Source organism: Cobetia sp. PS-4MA (genome assembly GCF_057670765.1).
On the sequence record NZ_CM173107.1, the window covers coordinates 3048225 to 3070938 of the forward strand.

At 62.8% G+C, this 22714-nt stretch carries 20 protein-coding genes; 5 read left to right on the forward strand and 15 right to left on the reverse strand.

Features of this window, described 5'->3' with window-relative positions:
- Nucleotides 1–147: 147 nt before the first annotated feature.
- The 3 genes from AC26AR_RS12985 to AC26AR_RS12995 all read left to right on the forward strand — a co-directional run bounded on the left by AC26AR_RS12985 (nucleotide 148) and on the right by AC26AR_RS12995 (nucleotide 1601).
- The gene (locus AC26AR_RS12985) at nucleotides 148–687 is read left to right on the forward strand and encodes a heavy metal-binding domain-containing protein (protein WP_240499664.1); all 540 of its coding nucleotides are present in this window, start codon (nucleotides 148–150) and stop codon (nucleotides 685–687) included.
- Between the two features lie 9 nt (nucleotides 688–696).
- Nucleotides 697–915 carry a hypothetical protein gene (locus tag AC26AR_RS12990; RefSeq protein ID WP_488107165.1) on the forward strand — a complete coding sequence of 73 codons (219 nt, stop codon included), beginning with the start codon at nucleotides 697–699 and terminating at the stop codon, nucleotides 913–915.
- Between the two features lie 239 nt (nucleotides 916–1154).
- Nucleotides 1155–1601, forward strand: coding sequence for a 4'-phosphopantetheinyl transferase family protein (locus AC26AR_RS12995; protein ID WP_488107166.1), 447 nt, complete (start codon nucleotides 1155–1157; stop codon nucleotides 1599–1601).
- Here AC26AR_RS12995 and AC26AR_RS13000 read toward each other — a convergent pair.
- The 13 genes from AC26AR_RS13000 to AC26AR_RS13060 form a co-directional block, all read right to left on the reverse strand.
- On the reverse strand, nucleotides 1576–1878 hold the full coding sequence (locus tag AC26AR_RS13000) for a hypothetical protein (protein WP_136938827.1): 303 nt from the start codon (nucleotides 1876–1878) through the stop codon (nucleotides 1576–1578). The genes AC26AR_RS12995 and AC26AR_RS13000 overlap by 26 nt on opposite strands.
- 10 nt (nucleotides 1879–1888) lie before the next feature.
- The gene (locus tag AC26AR_RS13005; RefSeq protein WP_341542315.1) at nucleotides 1889–2236 is read right to left on the reverse strand and encodes a hypothetical protein; all 348 of its coding nucleotides are present in this window, start codon (nucleotides 2234–2236) and stop codon (nucleotides 1889–1891) included.
- A 392-nt stretch (nucleotides 2237–2628) separates the two neighbouring features.
- A complete protein-coding gene (locus AC26AR_RS13010) occupies nucleotides 2629–3294 on the reverse strand; it encodes a hypothetical protein (protein WP_488107167.1) in 666 nt (221 codons plus the stop codon).
- An 83-nt stretch (nucleotides 3295–3377) separates the two neighbouring features.
- Nucleotides 3378–3737 (reverse strand): RidA family protein, encoded by a 360-nt coding sequence (locus AC26AR_RS13015; RefSeq protein ID WP_077375298.1) that lies wholly within the window; start codon nucleotides 3735–3737, stop codon nucleotides 3378–3380.
- 288 nt (nucleotides 3738–4025) lie between these two features.
- Nucleotides 4026–4916 carry a universal stress protein gene (locus AC26AR_RS13020; RefSeq protein ID WP_488107168.1) on the reverse strand — a complete coding sequence of 297 codons (891 nt, stop codon included), beginning with the start codon at nucleotides 4914–4916 and terminating at the stop codon, nucleotides 4026–4028.
- Between the two features lie 244 nt (nucleotides 4917–5160).
- Nucleotides 5161–6648, reverse strand: coding sequence for a SulP family inorganic anion transporter (locus tag AC26AR_RS13025; RefSeq protein WP_077375304.1), 1488 nt, complete (start codon nucleotides 6646–6648; stop codon nucleotides 5161–5163).
- Between the two features lie 264 nt (nucleotides 6649–6912).
- Nucleotides 6913–7923 carry a DMT family transporter gene (locus tag AC26AR_RS13030; protein ID WP_488107169.1) on the reverse strand — a complete coding sequence of 337 codons (1011 nt, stop codon included), beginning with the start codon at nucleotides 7921–7923 and terminating at the stop codon, nucleotides 6913–6915.
- Nucleotides 7924–7927: 4 nt separating this feature from the next.
- Nucleotides 7928–8791: an HAD family hydrolase gene (locus tag AC26AR_RS13035; protein ID WP_077375310.1), complete on the reverse strand. Its 864-nt coding sequence runs from the start codon at nucleotides 8789–8791 to the stop codon at nucleotides 7928–7930.
- Between the two features lie 156 nt (nucleotides 8792–8947).
- Nucleotides 8948–9937: a cyclodeaminase gene (locus AC26AR_RS13040; RefSeq protein WP_488107170.1), complete on the reverse strand. Its 990-nt coding sequence runs from the start codon at nucleotides 9935–9937 to the stop codon at nucleotides 8948–8950.
- Between the two features lie 116 nt (nucleotides 9938–10053).
- Nucleotides 10054–11178: a pyridoxal-phosphate dependent enzyme gene (locus AC26AR_RS13045; protein WP_488107171.1), complete on the reverse strand. Its 1125-nt coding sequence runs from the start codon at nucleotides 11176–11178 to the stop codon at nucleotides 10054–10056.
- Between the two features lie 3 nt (nucleotides 11179–11181).
- Complete coding sequence (locus AC26AR_RS13050; protein WP_488107172.1) at nucleotides 11182–12642, reverse strand: aminotransferase; 1461 nt, start codon at nucleotides 12640–12642, stop codon at nucleotides 11182–11184.
- A 75-nt stretch (nucleotides 12643–12717) separates the two neighbouring features.
- Entirely contained in the window at nucleotides 12718–14235 is a 1518-nt protein-coding gene (locus tag AC26AR_RS13055; RefSeq protein WP_375782205.1) for an NAD-dependent succinate-semialdehyde dehydrogenase, read from the reverse strand.
- 327 nt (nucleotides 14236–14562) lie between these two features.
- The gene (locus AC26AR_RS13060; protein ID WP_077375707.1) at nucleotides 14563–15111 is read right to left on the reverse strand and encodes a hemerythrin domain-containing protein; all 549 of its coding nucleotides are present in this window, start codon (nucleotides 15109–15111) and stop codon (nucleotides 14563–14565) included.
- 312 nt (nucleotides 15112–15423) lie between these two features.
- Here AC26AR_RS13060 and AC26AR_RS13065 point away from each other — a divergent pair, with 312 nt between their 5' ends.
- Entirely contained in the window at nucleotides 15424–16791 is a 1368-nt protein-coding gene (locus tag AC26AR_RS13065) for a replication-associated recombination protein A (protein ID WP_271303199.1), read from the forward strand.
- Between the two features lie 73 nt (nucleotides 16792–16864).
- Here AC26AR_RS13065 and lolA read toward each other — a convergent pair whose 3' ends face one another.
- Both lolA and AC26AR_RS13075 read right to left on the reverse strand, forming a co-directional pair.
- Nucleotides 16865–17533: an outer membrane lipoprotein periplasmic chaperone LolA gene (lolA, locus tag AC26AR_RS13070; protein WP_488107173.1), complete on the reverse strand. Its 669-nt coding sequence runs from the start codon at nucleotides 17531–17533 to the stop codon at nucleotides 16865–16867.
- A 196-nt stretch (nucleotides 17534–17729) separates the two neighbouring features.
- Complete coding sequence (locus tag AC26AR_RS13075; RefSeq protein ID WP_488107174.1) at nucleotides 17730–21539, reverse strand: DNA translocase FtsK; 3810 nt, start codon at nucleotides 21537–21539, stop codon at nucleotides 17730–17732.
- Between the two features lie 400 nt (nucleotides 21540–21939).
- Between AC26AR_RS13075 and aat the strand changes: the two genes are divergently transcribed.
- Entirely contained in the window at nucleotides 21940–22680 is a 741-nt protein-coding gene (gene aat / locus AC26AR_RS13080) for a leucyl/phenylalanyl-tRNA--protein transferase (protein ID WP_488107175.1), read from the forward strand.
- Nucleotides 22681–22714: the final 34 nt, after the last annotated feature.

Consider the following 22714-nt stretch of genomic DNA (forward strand, 5'->3'; position numbering starts at 1 on the left):
CACCAGACGACTTTGCAGCGGGTCACAACTGGCGCAAGATACGCGCCCGCTGCATGGTCTATGGTGTGATTGGCTCACGCCGTTGGCTGGATGAAGGCGATATTCCCTGGCGTCGAGCCAGTCAAACCCTGTCAGGAGAGGTGTCAGATGGCGTCATCCGTTGCTCAGTCGTTCGTTTCCTCGTCACACCCCATGGCCCACGCCAGCACGGCGCCGGCCGGCCGCCTGTCGCGGGGACGCGTGCTGGTGTCCGCCCTGGTGCTCGGCGCGGCCGGGCTGCTGGCCTCCGCGCCGGCACAGGCGCGGGATACGCAGCACTTCCTGCCCATCATGCCGGTGATGGCCAGCACTGCGGCCAGTCAGCGACTGGGCAAGGACGTGGCCTTCTTCTTCGGTGACAAGCAGCCCTACGAGCGCATCGAGAAGCGTGGCTGGGCACGCGTGAACCCGAAGACCAACGCGACCAACAAGAGCGATGCCGCAGCCTGCCGCTGGGTGTTCCTGTCGGCGCTGCGCGAGCTGCAGGAAAAGGCGCGGGAATACGGGGCCAATGCGGTCATCAACATTCGCAGCGACTATGACAACGTGCCCTACTCCAGCAGCGAGAAGTACGAGTGCCACGCGGGCAATGTCGTCGCGGGCGTCGCGTTGCGCGGGGATCTGGTGATCCTGCATCCGAAGAACTGATTCGCCATCATGACGGCCAGGGAAGGCAAGGATGTGAGTGAGACAGGCGAGCCAGTCGAAGGCAGCTCGGCGCGCGCGGCGGAGACTCCTGCGGCGCGCCCGACCGATCACCCCACCTACCGCTGCGTGGTGCTGGGGCATGCGGTATCGCATGGCTCCGCTTCACTGAGCACTGGTTCGCTGAGCACTGGTTCGCTGAGCGCCGACTCGTCAACGGCGAGCCGCTGATCTCGCATGATCCCCACGCCCTCGCCGCCGACTTGGCGTCTGCGACTGACGGCGCTGTGCGCGACTTGCCGAATGAAAGCTCTGATTCCTTCTCTCGGCCAGCCCGCCTGTGGCTGGCCGAGGCGTGTGTGCTGCCTGCGTTTAGTACTGCTGATCCCTCTATCAACTCCTCGGGTGAGGCTTCCAGCGGTAACTTTATGCGCCCTCGCCAGACGGATGTGGATAACGCGGACACACCCGTGTCATCCGCTAAGGACCGCCGTCGCCAGCAACGAGAAGCCGAATCGCACCTCGCCCGCCTTCTGCTCGGTGAACTCGCCGCCGCCCAGGGTATCCAGCTTGCGCTGGCCGACTGGTCGCCGCGCGGCCAGGCCCCCCATCACCCTGCGCTACCGGCGGGCTTCTACGTCTCCATCGCCCACCGCCACGGCCATGTCCTCGTCGGCCTCGCCACCCTCCCGCTCGGGCTGGACCTCGAATACCGCAACCCCCGCCACGCCCACGACCTCGACGCCCGCATCGCCATGCTGCCTACAGACTCACGCGAACGCCTCGCCGAGGCATCACACCTCAGCGAGACAGAACGACTGGACGAGTTTTATCGGGAATGGGTGAGGTATGAGGCGCAGTTAAAAATGACAACAATATATTCGCGAAAAATCATTGGCCTGGCGACAAATCTATAGGGACTTTACTCCCAGCAAAGAACTTTTCTATCAAAACAGGAATACTTGCCCCTAGATATAGCGCAGCCAGCCAATTATTTATAGCATTATTATGAAACGCCAGGCAAGTTAGGGCTACTGCTATTCCCGGAAATAGCAGAACATTAACTACCCAAAATTCTAGATCTAAATCAAGTCTTTCTGTTTTAGGAGTTTTATGTCTTACAACAAAGGAATTAACTAGGGGAAACAGCCCCCCTAATAACCCTGGGGATATTTGAACAAAGCCTTCGACCATAACCCCTCCATCAATACATTCTATTCATAAGCACGCTTTTAATCTTTTCTACCTTAGATGCATTCTTATCATAATGCTTTCGAGTAGTAATTAAAATTTGACCATCATTGCCCTTACGGTTTAGTACAACTATCTCATCAGAATGATGATTAAGAAGCTTAAGAAGTTTACCATGATCCAGACCAATCTCCTTAGCAACCCCATCTACAGACCTATATTTATACCTAGGGTTTTCAAGAGCTCTAATTAACTTGTTATAAAAATTATCATTTACCCTAGCCCTATGAATACCATCAGACTTGGCTGATGATGCAGTACATCTTCTAGTGGTACTAGGAGCATTTTTCTTATCATGCATAACTCTCTCCCAAAAGATCAAATACAAAGCGATCAAAAACTATATGTTGTATACTAGCCTCATATAATCATTTCGCTAGAGAATGCTGTGACGAGACTAGTAAAATCATACTACTGGTTTCTAAATACAAGCTATCACGGTAATTACACACATCAGCTCTTAGTGAGCCATGGTAGGTTCTGCAAGAAATTTCGTAACGCTAACGCTCCAAATGGAATAAAATATTAAAACCATACATCACTTACAATAGATAGTGAAAAAGAGTAGCATTCAAAATTTGAGCACTAATCAAGGTACATATGAACAATAAACCAGCTTATAGGAAGAAATGAGCGTAAAAAAAACAAGCAAACTAGCATAAGCCTAGCCAACCTTTAACCCTACATTCAGTGTTACTCAACTCTTAACCCGAGAAAAAAATAAGCAAACACAGTAGCATTTAAACCGACTAAAAAATATTTTTGAAAACTGAAAAGGTTAGTAAATACAACAATAGCAACAGCAGCAATAAACATAACCAAAGAAAGAGCATAAACAACTTTATCCCTGCAACCTAAACAAAACCTTCTTGCGTAATTTAGAAGCGTCCATATAAGTATGAACCAAACACCATACTCAATCAGCTCAAAGCTAACGGCTAATTGATCATATGTACCGAATACATAGAAATAAGGGAATGTACCAAAACCAAGAAAAAAAGTGGTTAATGCAGACAATATGCCTACTTCAGTACCAACATTAAGATATGCTTTGACGGCTTTATCTATAAAAAAATACGGCGTAAAACCAAATAACTTGAACAAAAAATCCAAAAACAAACATATACAAACAATCAAGAACGAAGACCCAATTGCTATAAAACCTATAACAAATTCAAGCGAATTACTCGGGTCAAAATTAAAACCCTCTAATAAAGATGAAACGAAACCTAAAATAAAAGAAAGCGAAGAGAATACAAAAGCAGCCTGTCCAATATTTAAATCATAAGCTTTGCTTCCAGCACATAATCGAGCAAAAGCTTTAAAATTATATACCAAGCAATTAAAGCAAGTACTCATAAAATAATTACCAATCTAAACAACTAAAATTAATATTCCCCCGCCAGAGAAATCTCTGCCGGGGGAGACAACCATACTGCGAGTTATTTAACGGCAGCGACCACGGTAATTTCACACAGCAGTTCCGGGCTGGCCATGGCGGCTTGGACGCAGGCGCGGGCGGGAGCGTGACCTTCCGGCACCCAGGTGTCCCAGATGTCGTTGAAGGTCTTGAAGTCGTCCATTGTCTTCAGATAGACGGTGGCGGAGAGCAGGTGCTCGCGGTCGGTACCGACTTCTTCCAGCAGCGCATCGACACGCGCGAGCATGCTGTTGGCCTGGTCCGTGATATCACTGAAGCGTTGTTCCGGCCCGGCGACCTGGCCACACAGATAGATGGTGTTGTTGTGGATGACGGCGCGGCTCATGCGTGCCTTGGTATCGTGACGTTGGATATCGCTCATGGAGAGTGTCCTTGTGCCGTTCTTCTTGGAGTGGTGAAAGACGCGCCTGCGTTAGGGAAAGCCCCCCAGCGGCATGGCGCGCAATGAGGATAAGCGGCCATCAGCGTTCCAGATTCCGGCGAGCGGCGCAACGCGACCTGCGGGGTATTTTCCAGTCGTCGTGAGGGTTTCTGCCTTGCGTACCTGTAGCCACTGCCCAAGGGGTGGAAATAAAGACGCCGCGCCATCCCGACATGACACGGGAAGGCGCGGCGTTCTCATTGCCCGGCAGGGCGTGTGCTGAACGTGCTAGCGCAGGATCAGCAGCGGCACCGTGGCATTGCGGATCATCTCGGTGGTGGTACTGCCGACCAGCAACTGACGGATGCGCGAGTGGCCGTAGGCGCCCATCACCAGCATGTCGATGGCGTGCTCCTTGGCGTATTCGCGCAGACAGGCTTCCACTTCACCGGCCTTGAGGCTGGCCTGCACGTTGAAGCCCGCTGACTGGAGAGTGTCACGCGCGGTCTCAAGCGGAGCCTGATGCTCCACCGAGTCCGCGCCGACCATCACCAGATGCAGCTCGGCGCCCTGCAGCAAGGGGCTGGCCGCCAGCACCTCGATGGCACGCTTGATGGTGGCGCTGCCATCGAAGGCGATCAACACGCGTGTCGGCGTCTGAAACTCGCCCGGCACTACCAGCACGGGACGATGCAGGCTGCGAATCACGCGCTCCAGATTGGAGCCGAGATGCTCACTGGCCTGCTCCGCCCCTTCCCCGCGCTTGCCGATCACCAGCAGGCGAATCTCGTCCTCAAGCTCGGCCAGAGTCTCGACCAGCTCACCATTGCGCTGGCGCGGGCGTGGTTCGGTGATACCGGCCTGGGTGGCGCGCTCACAGGCGGCTTCCAGCATCAGGCGACCCTGCTCCTGGGCGATGCGCCCGCGCTGCTCATCGAGGGTGGCGAGCTCCTCCAGCAGGTGCTCCCGGGCACCGAGACCGATGCTGCCGGAGAGATCGCCATTGGCGGATTCGGCGCTTTCATTGCGGTCGATCACATGCAGGATGCTGAGAGGTGCCGACAGGCGCTGGCTGGCCCAGACGGCGGCGTCACACACGGGGGCGGCGAAGGCGGAGCCGTCAATGCAGGCGGTGACCTTGTCATGGCCTGTCGCGGCACTGGCAGAGGATTGGCTCATGGCGGGCTTCCTTGTGCTGACAACAAAAAATACTGACAACGGAGATGGCGTGCCGACCGGGGCGACGCAGAAGGAGGACTGACATTCCCCCCGCGATGCCGGCGCGGCCTGTTTCGAGATTACCACTTTCCGGCCCCATGAACGCAAACGGCGGGCAGCCCGTGAAGGACTGCCCGCCGTCTGACCTTGTCACGCGGCGCGATCAAGCGAAGTGACTCGATCGCGCAGGGTCAATCGTGCGTGATCAGTGACCCATCAGTTTCTCGACCGCGTCCGGCTTGTCATGCACCGCGAAGCGATCCACCAGCGTGGCGCTGGCTTCGTTGAGGCCACGTACCTCGACCTCGGTCCCCTCACGACGGAACTTGACCACCACGGTATCCAGCGCGCCGATGGCGGTAATGTCCCAGAAGTGCGCACGACTGACGTCGATCACGACACGCTCGACGGTTTCCTTGAGGTCGAAACCGGCCTGGAACTGCTCGCTGGAGGCGAAGAACACCTGACCGACCACGCGGTATTCGCGGGTACGACCATCGGCATTCATGTCGCTGCCGATATGCAGCACCTGGCCGATCTTGTTGGCGAAGAACAGCGCCGAGAGCAGCACGCCGACCAGCACGCCGATCGCCAGGTTGTGGGTCGCGACCACCACGGCCACGGTCCCCAGCATGACGATGTTGGTGGACATCGGGTGGCTCTTGAGGTCACGGATCGACTGCCAGGAGAAGGTGCCGATGGAGACCATGATCATCACCGCAACCAGTGCGGCCATCGGAATCTGCGACACCCACGGGCCGAGGAACACGACCAGGATCAGCAGCACGACACCCGCCACCATGGTGGAGAGGCGGGTACGACCGCCGGATTTCACGTTGATCATCGTCTGACCGATCATCGCGCAACCCGCCATGCCACCGAGGAAGCCGGTGACGACGTTGGCCGCGCCCTGGCCCTTGCACTCACGGTTCTTGTCGGACGGCGTGTCGGTCAGATCATCGACCAGCGTGGCCGTCATCAGGGATTCCAGCAGACCCACGACCGCCAGCGGCAGCGAGTACGGCAGGATGATCCACAGGGTGTCCAGATTGAAGGGGATGTCCGGAATCAGGAACACCGGCAGGCTGTCCGGCAGCTCACCCATGTCACCGACGGTGCGGATATCCAGACCGACGGCCATCGCGAAGAGGGTCAGCACGATGATGCAGACCAGCGGCGACGGCAGCAGCTTGCCGATCTTCGGCACCAGCGGCAGCAGGTAGATGATGCCCAGGCCCGCGGCCGTCATGGCATAGACGTGCCAGGTGACGTTGGTCAGCTCCGGCAGCTGGGCCATGAAGATCAGGATCGCCAGCGCATTGACGAAGCCGGTGACCACCGAGCGCGAGACGAAGCGCATCAGGGAGCCGAGCTTGAAGTAGCCGAAGATGACCTGGATCACGCCGGTCATCACGGTGGCGGCCAGCAGGTACTCCAGGCCGTGGTCCTTGACCAGGTCGACCATCAGCAGTGCCATGGCACCGGTGGCGGCGGAAATCATGCCCGGACGGCCACCGGCGATGGCGGTCACCACGGCGATGGAGAAGGAGGCATACAGGCCGACCTTGGGGTCGACACCGGCAATGATGGAGAAGGCGATGGCTTCGGGGATCAGGGCCAATGCCACCACCAGGCCGGACAGGATGTCGGGCCGGAGGTTGGAAAGCCACTGCTGTTTGAGGCTGCTTGTCATCGAGTCGTCCGCAACAGGTTGGGGAAGGTGGTGTGCGTGCTGAATCCTGGCGCTGTCGAGTCAGTCTGGCGTCCGGTTGTGGCAATCTTCATCGCTGCCGGCAGGGGCAGTGCCGCTCGCGCCTGGCTTGCGTCGTGATGCCGCTGTCGTTTCCGGTCGCCCTGTGGCTTTCTTCGCGCCATGAGCTATTCGCTCCGGTCGCCGTGAGGCGTCCAGAGGGCTGTCATTTGACAGTGAATAAACTCGGGGATGGGCGGGATTGTATCAGCTGCGACCGGTGGACGCATCCGCAGAACGCGCGCTCGCCGTCACCGATTGACGGTGACGACGGTCGATCAGACTCTTGATGAGCATCGCGCCCAGCACCAGTGCACCGCCCGCCCAGCCACGCGGGGTGAGCGATTCTTCCAGCACCCACCACACCCACAGGATGCCGAACACGCTTTCCAGCAACATCAGCAGCGCCACTTCCGCGGAGGGCAGATAGATCGGGCCACGCTGGATCAGCGTGAAGCCCAGCGGCGAAAGCACCAGGCACAGCAGCACCAGCCAGCCGGCGCGCTGGGCGAAATCGGCACCGTGAGAGGGCCACAGCTGCGTCAGCACGTCACCGCCGCCCTGCGTCATGCTCCACAGGCACGCCAGCAGGCCGCACAGCGCGGTGACCAGCCCGGACAGTGTCAGCATCGGACTCATGTCATGCCCCGGGCGCGTGCGACACAGCGTGAAGTTGCCGGCCAGCGACAGGCTGCAGCCCAGCGCCAGCAGGTTGCCGGTGAGCGTGCCGCTGCCAGCCTCATCGAGCACCAGCAGCGTGATGCCCGCCAGCGAGGCCAGAATCGCGCCCCACACATGGCGTGGCTGACGCTCGCCCAGCCACAGGCGCGACATCAGGGCCGCGAACAGCGGACTGGCGGCGAGGATGATCAGCACGTTACCGGCGCGGGTGTATTGGTTGGCGAGCACGAAACCCAGGGTGGAGCCGGTGAACAGCAGCGCGACCCATACGCCGGTACGTCCGCAGCTACGCATGCGCGCCAGGGCGCTGGTGATGCGCTGTGCAGGAGTGCCGCGCTGGAGGGCCAGCAGGAGCAGTGCAAAGCCGATGGCCGTCAGCAGACCGCGCCAGAACACCAGCGGGCCATCGGCGACATCGGCGAGTCGCAGCAGCAGCGCGTCCGGCGAGATCAGCAGTACGCCCAGCGCCGTCATCGCCACGCCCCGCGCCTGCCGCGAGGCGCGGGCGGCGGCTTCTCGCCCGGCCAGCGGGTTCATGACGTCAGTCCGACAGGCGCGACAGGCGCCAGTCGACCACTGGCCAGCCGCGCGCCTCGGCCAGCTGGCGCAGCGGTGCGTCCGGTTGGGTGGCGTGGGGGAAATCGACCCGCTCCAGCAGGGGCAGGTCATTGTGGGAGTCGGAATAGCCCCACAGGGATTGCGGCGTGCGATGGATGCGCTCGGCACCCGCAAGCCAGTCATCCAGCGCCGCCAGCTTGCCTTCGCGGAAGGTGACGATACCGCTGGTGGCTCCGGTGAAGCAGCCCTGCTCATCAAAGGCCGGATGGGTGGCCAGCGCCCCATCGGCGGTCAGACGACTGGCGATGGGCCCGACCAGATGATGCATGGAGGCGGAGATGATCAGGGTGCGATGGCCGGCCTCACCGTGCTCGGCCAGCCGCGCGATGCCACCTTCCAGCAGTCGCGGCATGACCATTTCTTCCACGAAATCATCGACTTCGCGACGCACCTCATCACGATGCCGCCCGACGAGCGGGCTGAGCAGATGGCCGGTGTGCTCGTGGATGTCCAGAGTGCCGGCATGGTATTGCACCTGATGACGCTCGCCGATGGCCATGAAGGCATCGACATCCTTGATCCAGCCACAGGCGACCATCCAGCGCATCCACATGCCGGTGCAGTCGCCATCGAGCAGCGTATCGTCGAGATCGAACACCGCCAGCGGGGCATCCAGCGCACAGTGGTGGCGCACATGGCCCTCCTCCGGCGGCGAGAGCGGCGGCAGCAGGGTCACGGCGTCACAGTCGGCGCAGAGATCCGCCAGCGGTGTGCGGCAGATCTCGACATCGGGCGCAGCGCTCAGGGCACGCGGCCGGGCGGCAGATGAGGACGAGGTACGAGTCACGACAGGCTCCGAGTGGCAAGGGGCGTCAACGGCTTCCTGCCGTCACCTGCGTGACCCTCGCATGCGGCGACGCTGCGGGCAAGTCCGCCGCAACATTCAGGCGCTCCTGCGCTGACGCTGCCAGTGCCGACGTTTTCCGTACCGACACTTCCCGTACTAACGCCGGACGAGCCGCGAGAGCGCCAGGCTGGCGATGGCCGTATCCTGCACGCCGGTACCGGTGAGATCCGCCACCGTGATGCAGGTATCAGGAGCCGACCCGCCTGAACGCAGATCACGCCCCTCGGCCAGCAGACGGCCCAGCTCATGCACGTCACGCGATCTGGCCTGCTCGGCCTCCAGCCCTTTCAGCTCGCCGTTGGTCTCGGACTGGGCGCGGGTATCACACACGAAATGATCGCACTCGAGGAGCACATCGGCTTCCAGCTCACGCTTCTCGGGGCTGTCGGAGCCCATCGCGGTGACATGCACGCCCTCCGGCAGCATCGAGTAGTCCAGCAGCGGCGTTCGCGAGGGGGTGGCGGTGACGATGATATCGGCGTTCTGACAGACCGCATGCAGGCTGTCATGACTGCGCACCGTCAGCTCCAGGCGCTCCTCCGTCTCCCGCGCGAAGGTCTCGGCACGCTGCTTGTCCCGCGCCCAGACATCGACACTCTCGATGTCGCGCACCAGCCGCAAGGCCTCCAGCTGCAGGCCGGCCTGCTCACCGGCCCCGATCAGTGCGACCCGCTTGCTGTCCGGGCGAGACAGGGCGTCGGCGGCCACGGCGCCGGCCAGCGCGGTTCTCACCGCCGTCAGATAGCCGCCATCATTGAGCAGCGCCTCGGCAAGGCCCGTCTCGGCGGAGAACACCACCATCAGGCCATTGAGACTCGGCAGGCCGCGGGCGGGATTGTTGAAGAAGCCGGGACTGATCTTGATCGCGAAGTGCTTGAGCCCCTGGATGTGGGCCGTCTTGACGTCCACTTCGCCGTTGGCCTCCTCGATGGCCATCGACAGGATCGGCGGCTGCACCACCTTGCCCTGCCCCAACGCGATGAAGGCATCACGAATGGCCTTGAGTGCCGTGGTATCCAGCCCCACGACCTCGGCGATCTGTTCGCGTGAATAACTTTGCATGCTGTCCTGAGTCGGTTCCGTCATGCGTCCTCCTCCGGGGTTCGGGTGTCATCGAGCGCGCTGATGTGTTCAGGCACTCTGTTGTCTTCAGGCGTTCTGGTGTCTTCAGGCGTTCTGGTGCTTCAGGCGTTCTGGTGTCTTCAGGCGTTCTGGCCTTGCCCCTGAGCGTCTGCCAGCAGCGCTCTGGCCTGATCGAGCGTTTCCAGGCTGACGCCGTTGCCGCTGATGATCAGCGCGACGCGCTGGCCACGGATCGACTCGGCGAGCGCGGGGTCGGTCTCGCCTCGCCGCGAGGCCTCGAGCGCGGCAAGCCCGACCACCGCAGCGCCCTCCACCAGAAGCTTCTCTTCCTCCAGCAGCATCAGCATGGCGCGGGCGATGGCGCGCTCGCTGACCTGATGGTGATGATCCATCACGCGATGCACCAGCGGCAGCGTGGTGTGGTTGTCCAGGCCAATGCCGCCGCCCAGTGAATCAGCGAGGCTTGCGACCTCCTCCACCTCCACCGGGGCGCCCGCCTGCAGGCTGTGCCACATGGCGGCACCCTCGGTGAGGCTGACGCCATGCACCTGGGTCTCGGGGCGAATCGCCTTGAGCGCCGCCCCGATACCGCCGAGCAGTCCACCGCCGGAGAGCCCGATCAGCACGTGATCAAGCGACGGGCAATCCTCCAGCAGCTCCAGCCCGATGGTGCCCTGACCGGCCGCGATGAGCGGGTCATCGAAGGGCGGCACCGCCAGCATGCCCTCCTCCTCGACCAGCCGATGGACTTCCTGGAAGGCCTCGTCCTGACTGCGGCCGACACGGCGTACCTCGACGCTGCCGCCGGAGGCGCCGCCCAGCTCGCCCAGCGCCTCGATGGCCCGTACCTTGTTGGCGGGTACCTGCTCGGAGAGACAGATGATGGCCTTCAGGCCACGGCGCATCGCGGCATAGGCCAGCGCCCGACCGTGATTGCCGGTGGAGGCAGTGGTCACGCCGCGCGCCAGGCGCGTCACGGCATCCCCCGACGACTGCTCGGCCACGGCCGCCAGCAGGTTGCTGGCACCACGCAGCTTGAAGGCGCCGGTGAGCTGACGGGTTTCCAGCTTGAGCAGGATCTCGGCATCGAAGCGTCGCGACAGCGCCGGGGATGGCACCAGCGCCGTACGCTCGACACCCGTGTCAGTCGATGAATGAAACAGCCGCTGGCGCGCGGCATGGATATCAGCCAGCGCCAGCGGCGTTTCCCGTGGATGCTTGAGCGGGGGCAGGGTCAATACCATGGCCTACTTGTCACCAGAGGCCAGATCACCGTTGTCGAGAAGCTCCTGATGCACCTTGTCCACGGCGCGACGCGCGCGGGCGATGATGTCATCGATCTCCTCGGGGGTGATCACCAGCGGCGGTGCGAAGCCGAGAATGTCGCCCTGGGGCATGCCACGGGCGATCAGCCCTTCCTCGAGTGCCGCCGCCGAGATGCGCGGGCCGACCTTGAGTGCGGAATCGAACGCCTTGCGCTCTGACGGCTGCGGTGAGAACTCCAGCGCCGCCAGCAGGCCGATACCACGCACGTCGCCGACGATGGGGTGATCGGCGAAGGCTTCCTTCATGGCCTTCTGCAGATAGGCGCCGGTATCACGGGCGTTGTCCACCAGCCCCTCACGACGGATGATCTCCAGGTTGGCGACACCTGCCGCTGCGCCCAGCGCGTGGCCGGAGTAGGTCCAGCCGTGGCCGATGGGGCCGAATTCCCCGGTGCCCTGCTCCAGCACCTTCCACACGCGGTCGCCGACGATGACCCCGGACAGCGGCTGATAGGCGCTGGTCAGGCCCTTGGCGATGGTGACCAGGTCCGGCTTGATGCCGAAGTGCTGGTAGCCGAACTGGCTGCCGATGCGCCCGAAGCCGCACACCACCTCGTCACAGATCAACAGGATGTCGTGGCGCTTGAGCACGGCCTGGATGGCGTCCCAGTAGCCCTCCGGCGGTGGCACGATGCCGCCGGTGCCCAGCACCGGCTCGCCGATGAAGGCGCCGACGGTCTCCGGCCCTTCGGCCTGGATCATCGCCTCGAGCTTGTCGGCACACCAGGCGGAGAATTCACGCTCGCTCATCTCGGCGCATTCCGCGGGGCGACGGTAGTAGTCCGGCGCTTCGGTATGCAGGATGCCGGCGATCGGCAGATCGAAGTGATCATGGAAGGCCGCCAAGCCGGTCAGCGAGCCTGAGGCGATGCCGGAGCCGTGATAGCCGCGCCAGCGCGAGATGACCTTCTTCTTCTCCGGCTTGCCGATCACGTTGTGGTAGTAACGCACCAGCTTGAGCTGGGTCTCGTTGGCATCGCTGCCGGACATGCCGTAGTAGACCTTGGACATGTCAGGCCCGGCCAGTGCGAGAATCTTCTCGGACAGCGCGATCTGCGGCTCATTCGAGTGGCCGACATAGGTGTGGTAATAGCTGAGCTTGAGGGCCTGCTCGTGAATGGCATCGGCGACTTCCGTGCGCCCGTAACCGATGTTGACGCAGTAGAGGCCGGCGAAGCCGTCGATCAGCTCACGCCCGTCGCGCTCACGGATGCGGATGCCTTCGCCGCCGGTGATCACGCGGCCCGGCAGATCACCCTGGGCGAAATCACGCAGGTGGGTGGAGGCATGGAAGGTGACCTTGCGGTCACGGCGAATCAGCTCGTCGGTGCTGATGCTGTCATCGAAGCCGACAGACTGGCGTTGGGTGTTATCGGTGCTCATGTGACTCTCCGAATGGTCCACAAGGGGCGATCGCGCCGTGGCCCTGACCGCCCGTGACAATGAATGATGTCCGTCTCAACTCCCGGAGGCGCTTTCCATCCCACCCAGGCAGTAGTACTTGATATCCAGATATTCCTCCAGCCCCTGGCGACCCCCTTCGCGGCCCAGGCCGGATTGCTTGACGCCGCCGAAGGGAATCGGCGCACCGGTCATCTTCACCGAGTTGACCGAGACCATGCCGAAGCGCAGGCCGCGCATCAGCTGCCAGACGCGGCGAATGTCGTGGGTGTAGACATAGGCAGCCAGGCCGTATTCGGTGTCGTTGGCCATCGCGATCACCTCTTCCTCATCGTGCCAGGCCGTCACGCCGGCCACCGGCGAGAAGGTCTCCTCGCGCCAGGCGCGCATGTTCGGCGTGACATCCGCCAGCAGCACCGGCATGAAGAAGTTGGGGCCGGGGGCCATGCTCTGATCGCCGTGGATCAGCCGCGCGCCCTGCTCGACGGCGTCATCGACGATGGTCTGCGCCTTGGCCACGGCGTCACGGTGGATCAGCGGCCCCATGTCGATACCCGAGACCAGCCCATTGCCGACCTTGAGCTGCTTCATGAGGCGCACGAAGTGGCTCAGGAAATCCTCATACAGGCTGTCGTGCACCAGGATGCGATTGGCGGCGAGACAGTCCTGGCCGGAGGTCTGGAACTTGGCATCGACGGCGGCACGCGCCGCCTCCTCAGGGTCCATGTCCGGCCCGACGATGAAGGGCGCATTGCCGCCCAGCTCCAGCGAGACGCGCTTGACGCTGTCGGCGCACTGGGAAAGCAGCAGACGCCCCACCCGGGTGGAACCGGTGAACGAGAGCCCGGCGACACGCGGGTCATCACACAGCTGCTTCGAGACTTCCGCGGCCTCGCCGGTGATGACACTGAAGACACCGGCGGGAATCCCGGCACGCTCGGCAAGCTCCGCCAGCGCCAGCGCCGAGAACGGGGTCTCGCCGGCGGGCTTGACCAGCACGGTGCAGCCAGCGGCCAATGCAGCCGCGGCCTTGCGGGTGATCATCGCCAGCGGGAAGTTCCACGGCGTGATCAGCGCGGCCACGCCGATGGGTTCACGCACGGTGCCCAGCGCGGCATTCGGGATATGACTGGGGATGGTCTCGCCGAAGGCACGGCTGCCCTCCTCGGCGAACCAGTGAACGAAGCTTGCGCCGTATTCCACCTCGCCACGGGCATCGTCCAGTGACTTGCCCTGCTCACGGGTCATCAGCATGGCGAGATCCTGCTTGTGGGCGCGGATGAGGTCATACCAGGCATCCAGCAGCTCGCCGCGCTGGTCCGCCCGCAGCTTGCGCCATTCCCGCTGGGCCTCATCGGCCGCGGCAATGGCAGCATCGATCTGCGTGGACTCGAGCCACGGCACCTGACCGAGGCGCTCGCCGGTGGCGGGGTCGAAGACCGCTTCCTCACGGCCTGCCTCACCATGCACCCAGCAGCCGTTCACGTAGGCAAGCTGACGAAACAGTCGAGGGTCTTCCAGTGCCATGCCATCGCTGGCGCTGGCCCACTGACGGGTAAGGGTCTGGACACTCATGGCGCTCTCCCCGGCCGAAGGGCCGTCATCTGGACACTCAGACGATCTGCCCCTTGTGGATATCGGCAAGGATGCACATCACTGAGCACTGCATGGGCAGTGTCCTTCGCGCAGCCCGAAGCCTGCGAAGGACGCGTTTCAGTGACTTCAGTGTGGGGGATGTGACGGGAGGAGACTTTCGGGAATGCCCGCCAGAGGCTTGGCGTTCTTTCTGTTGTGGCGGGCGAAATGACGGTTTTTTTCTGTCAGACGGGGGCGCGCTCCGGCGCAGTGCTCTGGAGCGCGACCTCACCTTCACGAGACGACAGGGCCTTCATGTGCAGGGGATCAGGCGGTCACGACCTCACTTTCGGTCAGCTCGGCGTAGAGTTCCGGATAGGCTTCCTGCAGACGCTCAAGCTCTGCACGGGCATGCGGGATGGCATCGGTCAGCTGCTGCCATTCCTCATCACTGAGATTGTCCCGCATCAGCGGAAACAGCTCGGTACGCTCGGCACGCAGGTAGTCACGATGCGCTTCGACATAGTCGCGCAGATCATGGATGAACTGATCCATCGGTATGATCTGATCCATCAGGATGCTGTCGAGATTGTCGGACAGTTTGGAGAGACGGCCGTGCAGGGTGTGATACTGCTGGATGAGCCGCTGACACAGGGGTGAGGCGTCCTCGGAGCGCTCGCACAGCATCTGCGTGCATTGACGCTCCAGCGGAATGATGAAGCCCTGCATGTAATCGAGAATGTAATCCACCACTTCCCGCATCATGCGAAAGTCCGGACGTTCGCCACTGACCAGTGTCCTGTGGCGATGCGAGAGCACGTGCAATAGACGCGCCATGTTGGCGTGGTCCTGGCGCAGCTGAGTCACATTGGGCATGACTTCCTCCTCCTGACGGAACAGGTGGCCGATGCTGGCAGACAGCGCTGCCGCCTCGGGCATTGCTACCGAATGTAGCAATGTCGTCATCCTGAAGTGTAGGACACATCCCATGAGCGCCCGTTAGACGTTGGGCGGGATTGCCTGAATGCGCGAGGCATGCTGTCAGGAAAACATGACAGTCCGTGAAGAAGTCACGGATGGCCTGATGCCGTTGGCAGGCCGCGCCAGCCCTGCTGATTTGTACAGGCTTGCGGGATCGGCCATGATGAGCGCATTCCCCGCCCACGCCTGCCGGAGCCTGACTCGCCGATGGATCTCTTTGCCGATACCGCCTCGAATTCCCATGCGCCATTGGCCTACCGCATGCGACCGCGCTCGCTGGAAGATTACATCGGCCAGGCGGCGCTGGTCGGGCCTGACATGCCGCTGCGCCAGATGGTGGAATCCGGCGTGGTGCGCTCGATGATCCTGTGGGGGCCGCCGGGCGTCGGCAAGACGACGCTGGCCGAGATACTGGCCCACGGCTGTGATGCACACCTTGAACAGCTGTCGGCGGTGATGGCGGGCGTGAAGGACATCCGCGAGGTGGTGGAGCGAGCGCGCCACCATCAGGCCAGCGAGCGCCAGACGGTGATGTTTCTCGATGAGATCCACCGCCTCAACAAGAGTCAGCAGGACGCCCTGCTGCCGCATGTGGAGTCGGGTCTGCTGACGCTGATCGGCGCGACCACCGAGAACCCGTCCTTCGAGGTCAACTCGGCACTGCTGTCGCGGGCGCGGGTCTATGTGCTCAAGGCACTGGACGAGGAGGATCTGATCGAGGTGCTGACCCGTGCCTTGCGCGATGAGGTCAATGGCCTCGGTACGCGTCAGATCGATGCCAGCCGCGAGACGCTGACCCGGATTGCGCGAGCAGCCTCGGGAGATGCGCGTCGTGCCCTGGGCCTTCTGGAAACCGCCTGCGACTTCGTCCGCCGTGAGCCAGATGCCCAGGGGGGAACGCGCGAGATACTCGAGGACAGCTCGCTGGAGGCCGTGCTGGGCCATCAGGCCTCAAGCTTCGACAAGCAGGGCGATGACTATTACGACCTGCTGTCGGCGATCCACAAGTCGGTACGCTCCTCGCGCCCCGACGCGGCGCTTCTGTACATGGCACGGTTCATGGATGGCGGCGGGGATCCGCTGGATGTGGTGCGTCGGCTGGCGGCGATTGCCTCCGAGGATGTGGGCAACGCCGACCCGCGCGCCCTGCCGCTGACCATCGCGGCCTGGGACGCCTATCTGCGCCTGGGCGACTACGAGGGCCAGCGTGCCATCGCGCATGCGGCGATCCACCTGGCCATCGCCCCCAAGAGCAACGCCATCGACACGGCGTGGAAGGAGGCCAGAGCCTTCGTGCGCCAGCAGCCGCATTTCGGGGTGCCGGTCTATCTGCGCAATGCGCCGACGACCCTGATGAAGGAGCTGGGCATGGGCGAAGGCTATCGCTATGCCCACAACGAGCCCAACGGCTATCCCGCCGGCACGGCGCACAACGCCTGGCCCGAGGAACTGCCGGTACAGCAGTTCTACCGCCCGACCCAGTATGGCGGCGAGAAGCGCTTTGCCGAGATAGAGCGCTGGCGCCGCGAGCTGGATGACCACGCCGACCGGCACACGCCTGACGCCCAGTCGTGAGCGCCAGAAACGACAACGCCCGGGCCAGATGGCCCGGGCGTTGTCGTCTGATCATCATGTCACTGCTCGCGGATCACTGCTCGCGAATGACATCCGCACCTTCAGGAATCTGGAACACGAAGCGACTGGCCTCCAGACTCGGGTTGTACAGGACATCATGGAAATCGATGGCCGTACGCTGGCCGGTGGAATCGGCCATCTGCAGCATGTCGAGCTGCTCGCCGTCGAAGGTCAGCTTGAGGCTTTCAAACAGGGTGTCGGCCTGCTTGGGCGTCAGCGTGAAGGTCTCGCGGGCCCCCTGCTGCTGGCGCTCGACATCGTAGTTGGCGGTCAATTCGCTGGAACGCCCGGACAGCAGCAGTGCCGGCGTGTGCGTCACGCGCTCATCCAGCGGCTGCACGGTGACCTGCTCCAGATCCGGGTCATGCAGATAGACTTCCTTGCCGTCGGAGACCACCTCCTGGCGGTATGGCGCGTCGACGCTCCAGCGGAACTTGCCCGGACGTGACAGCCACATCTTGCCGTGGGCTTCCTGCAGACGCTGGCCCGAGGCATCGAGAATCTGCTGATCGAAGTCGGCGGTATAGGTCTTGAGGGGCTCCAGCAGGCGAGAAAGACGCTCTCCGGCGGCGTCATCGGCGTGGGCCGGCAGGCTGGCCATGCCCAGCATCAAGGCGGCGCCCAGCCCCTTGGCCAGACGGGTGGTCAATGAGGAAACGAAAGAACGTGACGGTGTATTCATGACACTCCTTGCAATGAGACGGACATGGCTGCGGCCTGAGGCCTCGACGCGCGATATCCACCTCATGTCAGCGATTCGGGTTGTGGCCTGCCAGTCTCGCCGCGAGTCTGACAGGTGATCTGACGTCTTTGACACGAAGGAGAGCCAAAAGCTCCCCTTCGTGTCTTTCATGTTTCAACTCAAACGCTTGGCTGCACTAGCCGCTATGGTTGGGGGCGAGCACTTCCCGCGAGCCGTTGGTGCCCATCGCGGAGACGACACCGGCCATCTCCATGGCCTCGACCAGCCGCGCGGCACGGTTGTAGCCGATCTTGAAGCGCCGCTGCACGGCGGAGATGGAAGCACGGCGCGACTCGACCACATAGGCGACCGCTTCATCGTAGAGTGCATCCTGCTCGGCATCGCCGTCCTCGCCTTCGGCCTCAAGCCCGGCCAGCGCATCCGCCTGCACGCCGCCGGTGAGGATCTCCTCGATATACTCCGGCGTGCCGCGACGCTTCCAGTCATCCACCACGCGGTGCACCTCGTCATCATCGACGAAGGCGCCGTGGACACGCGTCGGCATGCCGGCACCGGCCGGCAGATAGAGCATGTCACCATGGCCCAGCAGATCTTCCGCACCGCCCTGGTCGAGAATGGTGCGCGAGTCGATCTTGGAAGAGACCTGGAAGGCCATGCGCGTCGGGATGTTGGCCTTGATCAAGCCGGTCACCACGTCCACTGACGGGCGCTGAGTGGCCAGAATCAGGTGAATCCCCGCGGCACGCGCCTTCTGGGCCAGACGTGCGATCAGCTCCTCGACCTTCTTGCCGACGATCATGAACATGTCGGCGAACTCGTCGATCACCACCACGATGTAGGGCAGCTTGGCGAGCACCGGCGGATGCTGGTGCATCTCCCAGGGCTGTGGCTCCCACAGCGGGTCAGCGATCTGGGCACCATGCGCCTCGGCTTCATCGATCTTGGCATTGAAGCCGGCCAGGTTACGCACCCCCATGGCGGCCATCAGCTTGTAGCGACGCTCCATCTCGGCGACACACCAGCGCAGGGCATTGGCGGCCTCCTTCATGTCCGTCACCACCGGTGCCAGCAGGTGCGGGATGCCGTCATAGACCGACAGCTCCAGCATCTTGGGGTCGACCATGATCATGCGCACTTCATCTGGCGTGGCCTTGAGCAGCATCGAGATCAGCATCGAGTTGATGCCGACCGACTTGCCCGAACCGGTGGTACCGGCCACCAGCAGGTGAGGCATCTTGCCCAGATTGGCCACCACCGGTGCGCCCCCGATGTCCTGACCCAGCGCCAGCGTGACCGGCGAATCCGCCAGCTGATAGGCATCCGAGTCGAAGACTTCGCGCAGGCGGATCATGGCGCGATTGGGGTTGGGAATCTCGATGCCGACCGTGGGACGCCCCGGAATCACCTCGACCACCCGCACGCTCTTGACCAGCAGTGAACGCGCCAGGTCGGTCGACAGGTTGGAGATCTTGGAGGCCTTGACCCCCGGCGCCGGCTGGATCTCGAAGCGCGTGATGACCGGCCCCGGCCACACATCCGCCACCTCGGCCTTCACCCCGTACTCGCGCAGACGCACCACCAGCAGCTCGGCCATCTGGTCGAGTTCTTCTTCGCTGTAGTTGGGCTTCTGCTCATCCGGGGGCGTCAGCAGGCTGAGCTGTGGCAGATCGCCCTCCGGCGCCTCTTCGTGATCCGAGCCCTCGTGACGCTGACTCTGCAGGTGCTCCACGGTCCAGAGTGTCGGCCCGGAGGGATCCCGTACCGCTTCCTGCGCATCTTCCGCCGTGGCCAGTCGCCCGGCGCCCGGCACCATGCCGGACTCATCGCCGTCATAGGCCCAGCTCGGACGCTCAGGCGTCGCGTTGGCGGGGGCCTGCTGCGGCTCGATCTCGTCTTCCGGCACCTGCGGCTCTGCCGGCTGCAACGGGGCAGCCGACTCACGAGCGGCCAGCTCTCGAGAAGCTGGCTCTCGGGAAACCTGCTCAGGCTCTGGCGCACGTGGCGCCGGCTCCGTCGGTTCTGCCGGTGTCAGTGTCGGTGTCGGAGCCGAAGTTGACGTCGGGACGCCACCAGCACCGCTCGCACCAGCAGTTGCCGAACCCGATGCGGTGGGTGTGGCATCGGTGGATTTGCCGGTGGGGGCCTCGAAGGCATCATCCCAGGAGACGACGGCCTTGCGCGAGGCCGCTGCTGCCACACCGGCAGCCATCACGCCGGCACCGACCGCAGCGCCTGCCAGGGAGGACTCTCTCGGTAGCGGTGCATCCTCTTCATCACGCGGCTCAGGCGGCTGAAGCGCCGGATTGGCTGCCTTGTGAGCGCGTTCGGCTTCCTGCGCGGCGGCCTGACGGGAGGTCTCGGCCTCATGCTGGGCCTGACGTGCCGCTTCTGCTTCACGGACTGCCTTGGCTTCACGGGCCGCTTTTGCTTCACGGGCTGCTTCAGCCTCACGTGCCGCTTCCGCTTCACGCGCTGCCTCGGCCTCACGTGACGCTTCTGCTTCGCGGGCCGCCTCAGTCTCACGGTCTGCCTGGCTCTGCGACGCCTTGTCAGCTTCGCGGGAGGTCGACTCTGCCTGGCGAGTGTCCTGACGCGCTGCAGGTGCGAAGGCAGACGCAGCGTCCCACTCCTTCGCTGGCCGGGAATCTGTCACCGGTGGGGTTTCGCTCACCGAGCTATCGACTGGCGGCGTGCTGCCGGACGTCGACGCCTCGGCGTCACGGGACGCCGAGGCGTGACGCTGACGCTCGGCTTCGATGGCAGAGGCATCCGGCAGGCGCGAGCGGGTCACATCGGCGCGTGAGTCTGCGGCGCTCTCGAGCGAGGCTGCCGTTCTGGGGGCCGCGGCAGCCTGGGACGCCACGGCAGCCTGCACGGCGCTGGCAAGCTCGACGCCCTCGATGTTGACCGTGGCACTCTGCACCGTCATGCGTTCGGTGTAGGCAGCCCCCGGCACCTTGGCGGAAGGCGTGGTCTCGGCTGTCTGCCAGGGGATATCCGTGCTGCGATCATTGGCGAAATCGTCGTCACCGCCAAGCGAGGGTTCCACCCGACGCTTGCCACGTGGCTCAGCCGCCAGAGTGTCGTCGGCCTGCGCTGCGCCAAGCAGTATCTCGTCACTGTCTTCTTCCCACTCGACACGCTCGTCTCGACGGCGCGGCAACAGACGCTGCCACCAGCTCAGTCGCTCGTCATCACGCTCCGGCTCGTTGTCGGCATCGTTCTCGTCGTGAGTCAGCGCTTCCTCGGCATAGGTCGCCTCGTCATCGTATTCATCATCACGACGACTGTTGAGTCGCTCCTTCAGCCAGACGCCAAGGCGCATGCAGCCATTGCCCAGCTCGTCCATGACCGTCAGCCACGACATGCCGGTAAACAGCGTGAAACCACACAGGAAGCTGGCAAGCGACGCCAGCACGGTGCCGCCCATGCCGATCAAGGGCGTGAGCGCTCCTGCGATGCCCTTGCCGAGGATACCGCCGGCACCGTTGGTCAGCTGGCTGTCAGGGCTGTAAAACTGGATATCGCCGATCACGCAAGTCGCCATGATCAACAGGAAGAGCCCGCCGGCACGCACCGCGATGGTGGTCGGGTCCCACACCAGCTCGGTGCTGGGTTGACGCATCAGGCGCCAAGCACCGAAACCGAGCATGGCAGGCCACCACAGGGCGCTGCCACCGAACAGGGAATACAGGACGTCGGACAACCAGGCACCGATGCTGCCCATCCAGTTGCTCGTCGTCGACTCAGGTCCGCTGTAGGACCAGCCGGGGTCCGTCGGCGCGTAGCTGAACAACGCCAGCAGCATGAAGACGCACAGGCTGAGCATGAGGATGACCACGCCTTCACGGCTGACACCCTGCAAGGTGGTCGTCAGTCGTGAAGGCGGGCGAGCCTGGGCTTCCGCGCGTCGTTCGGCACGGATGGCCTTGCGCTCCTCGCGTTCAGCCTGGCGCTCTTCACGGCGCAGGGCCGCCGCGCTCATCTCGCGCGGTTCATTCCTGCTCGTGTCCTTCTTCGCGGGCTTGCCCGAGACTCTGGGCGTCTTGCGGGGCGCGGGCTTGCTGGCCGCTGAAGCGCCCCGCAGACGTGCGAAAAAGCCTGGCGCATCCGCCTTCTGGCGGGCACGCTTTCTCGGTGTTGCTGCCGCGCGGCGGCTGCGGGTCTCCGGCTTCGCCTGATCCCGACTTGTCTTTCTGGCACTCTTGGCAGTCAAGTCGCCATCCCCCTTGCACCTTGTGGGCGATTTTCCATGTACCTTCAGCCGGTTATCATAACCATCCGATGGCAGTGACGTCACAATTGCCGATTCACGTCTGCCCATGACATCCAGGTGTCACGAGCGCATTGCACTGAGCTGTTCACGATCCAACAAGAGACTGCCCATGCTGCCCTGGCTTCCTCCTGCCCCCGTACGCTTCCCGCATGCCAGCGAAGCGCTGAGCGACCCCGACGGCCTGCTGTGCGCGGGCGGCGACCTCAGCCCCGAGTGGTTGCTGGCGGCCTACCCTCGCGGGATCTTTCCCTGGTTCAGCCCGGGTGACCCGATACTGTGGTGGTCGCCAGACCCGCGCATGGTGCTGAGGCCCGAGGAGGTGCGCGTACGTCGCAGTCTGGCCAAACGCCTGCGCAATGGCGGGTTCCACTTCAGCATCGACCGCGACTTTACCGGCGTCATCGATGCCTGTGCCAGCATTTCCCGTGAGGGGCAGGCCGGCACATGGATATTGCCAGAAATGCAGCAGGCCTACATCGCTCTGCATGCCATGGGTCACGCCCACAGCGTCGAGGTCTGGCAGGGTGACAGCCTGGTAGGCGGCCTGTATGGCGTGGCCTGTGGCCGGGTCTTCTTCGGTGAGTCCATGTTCTCTCGCACCACGGATGCCTCGAAGATGGCACTGGTCGTGTTGTGCCGTGAACTTGAAGCACGCGGCTTTCCGCTGATCGATTGCCAGATGCACACCCCGCACCTGGAGAGCCTTGGGGCTTGCAGCATCGCTCGCAGCGAATTCATCAGCTATCTTGACCAGTATGCCACTGGCGAAGGGCATGAGGGCAAGTGGTCACTGACAACCGAGCCCCTTGAAACACGGCAATCAAGACCTGTGAGCCATAACGCAAGGTGAAGGTCATCAGGTCCTTGGAACGATACCGCCATCC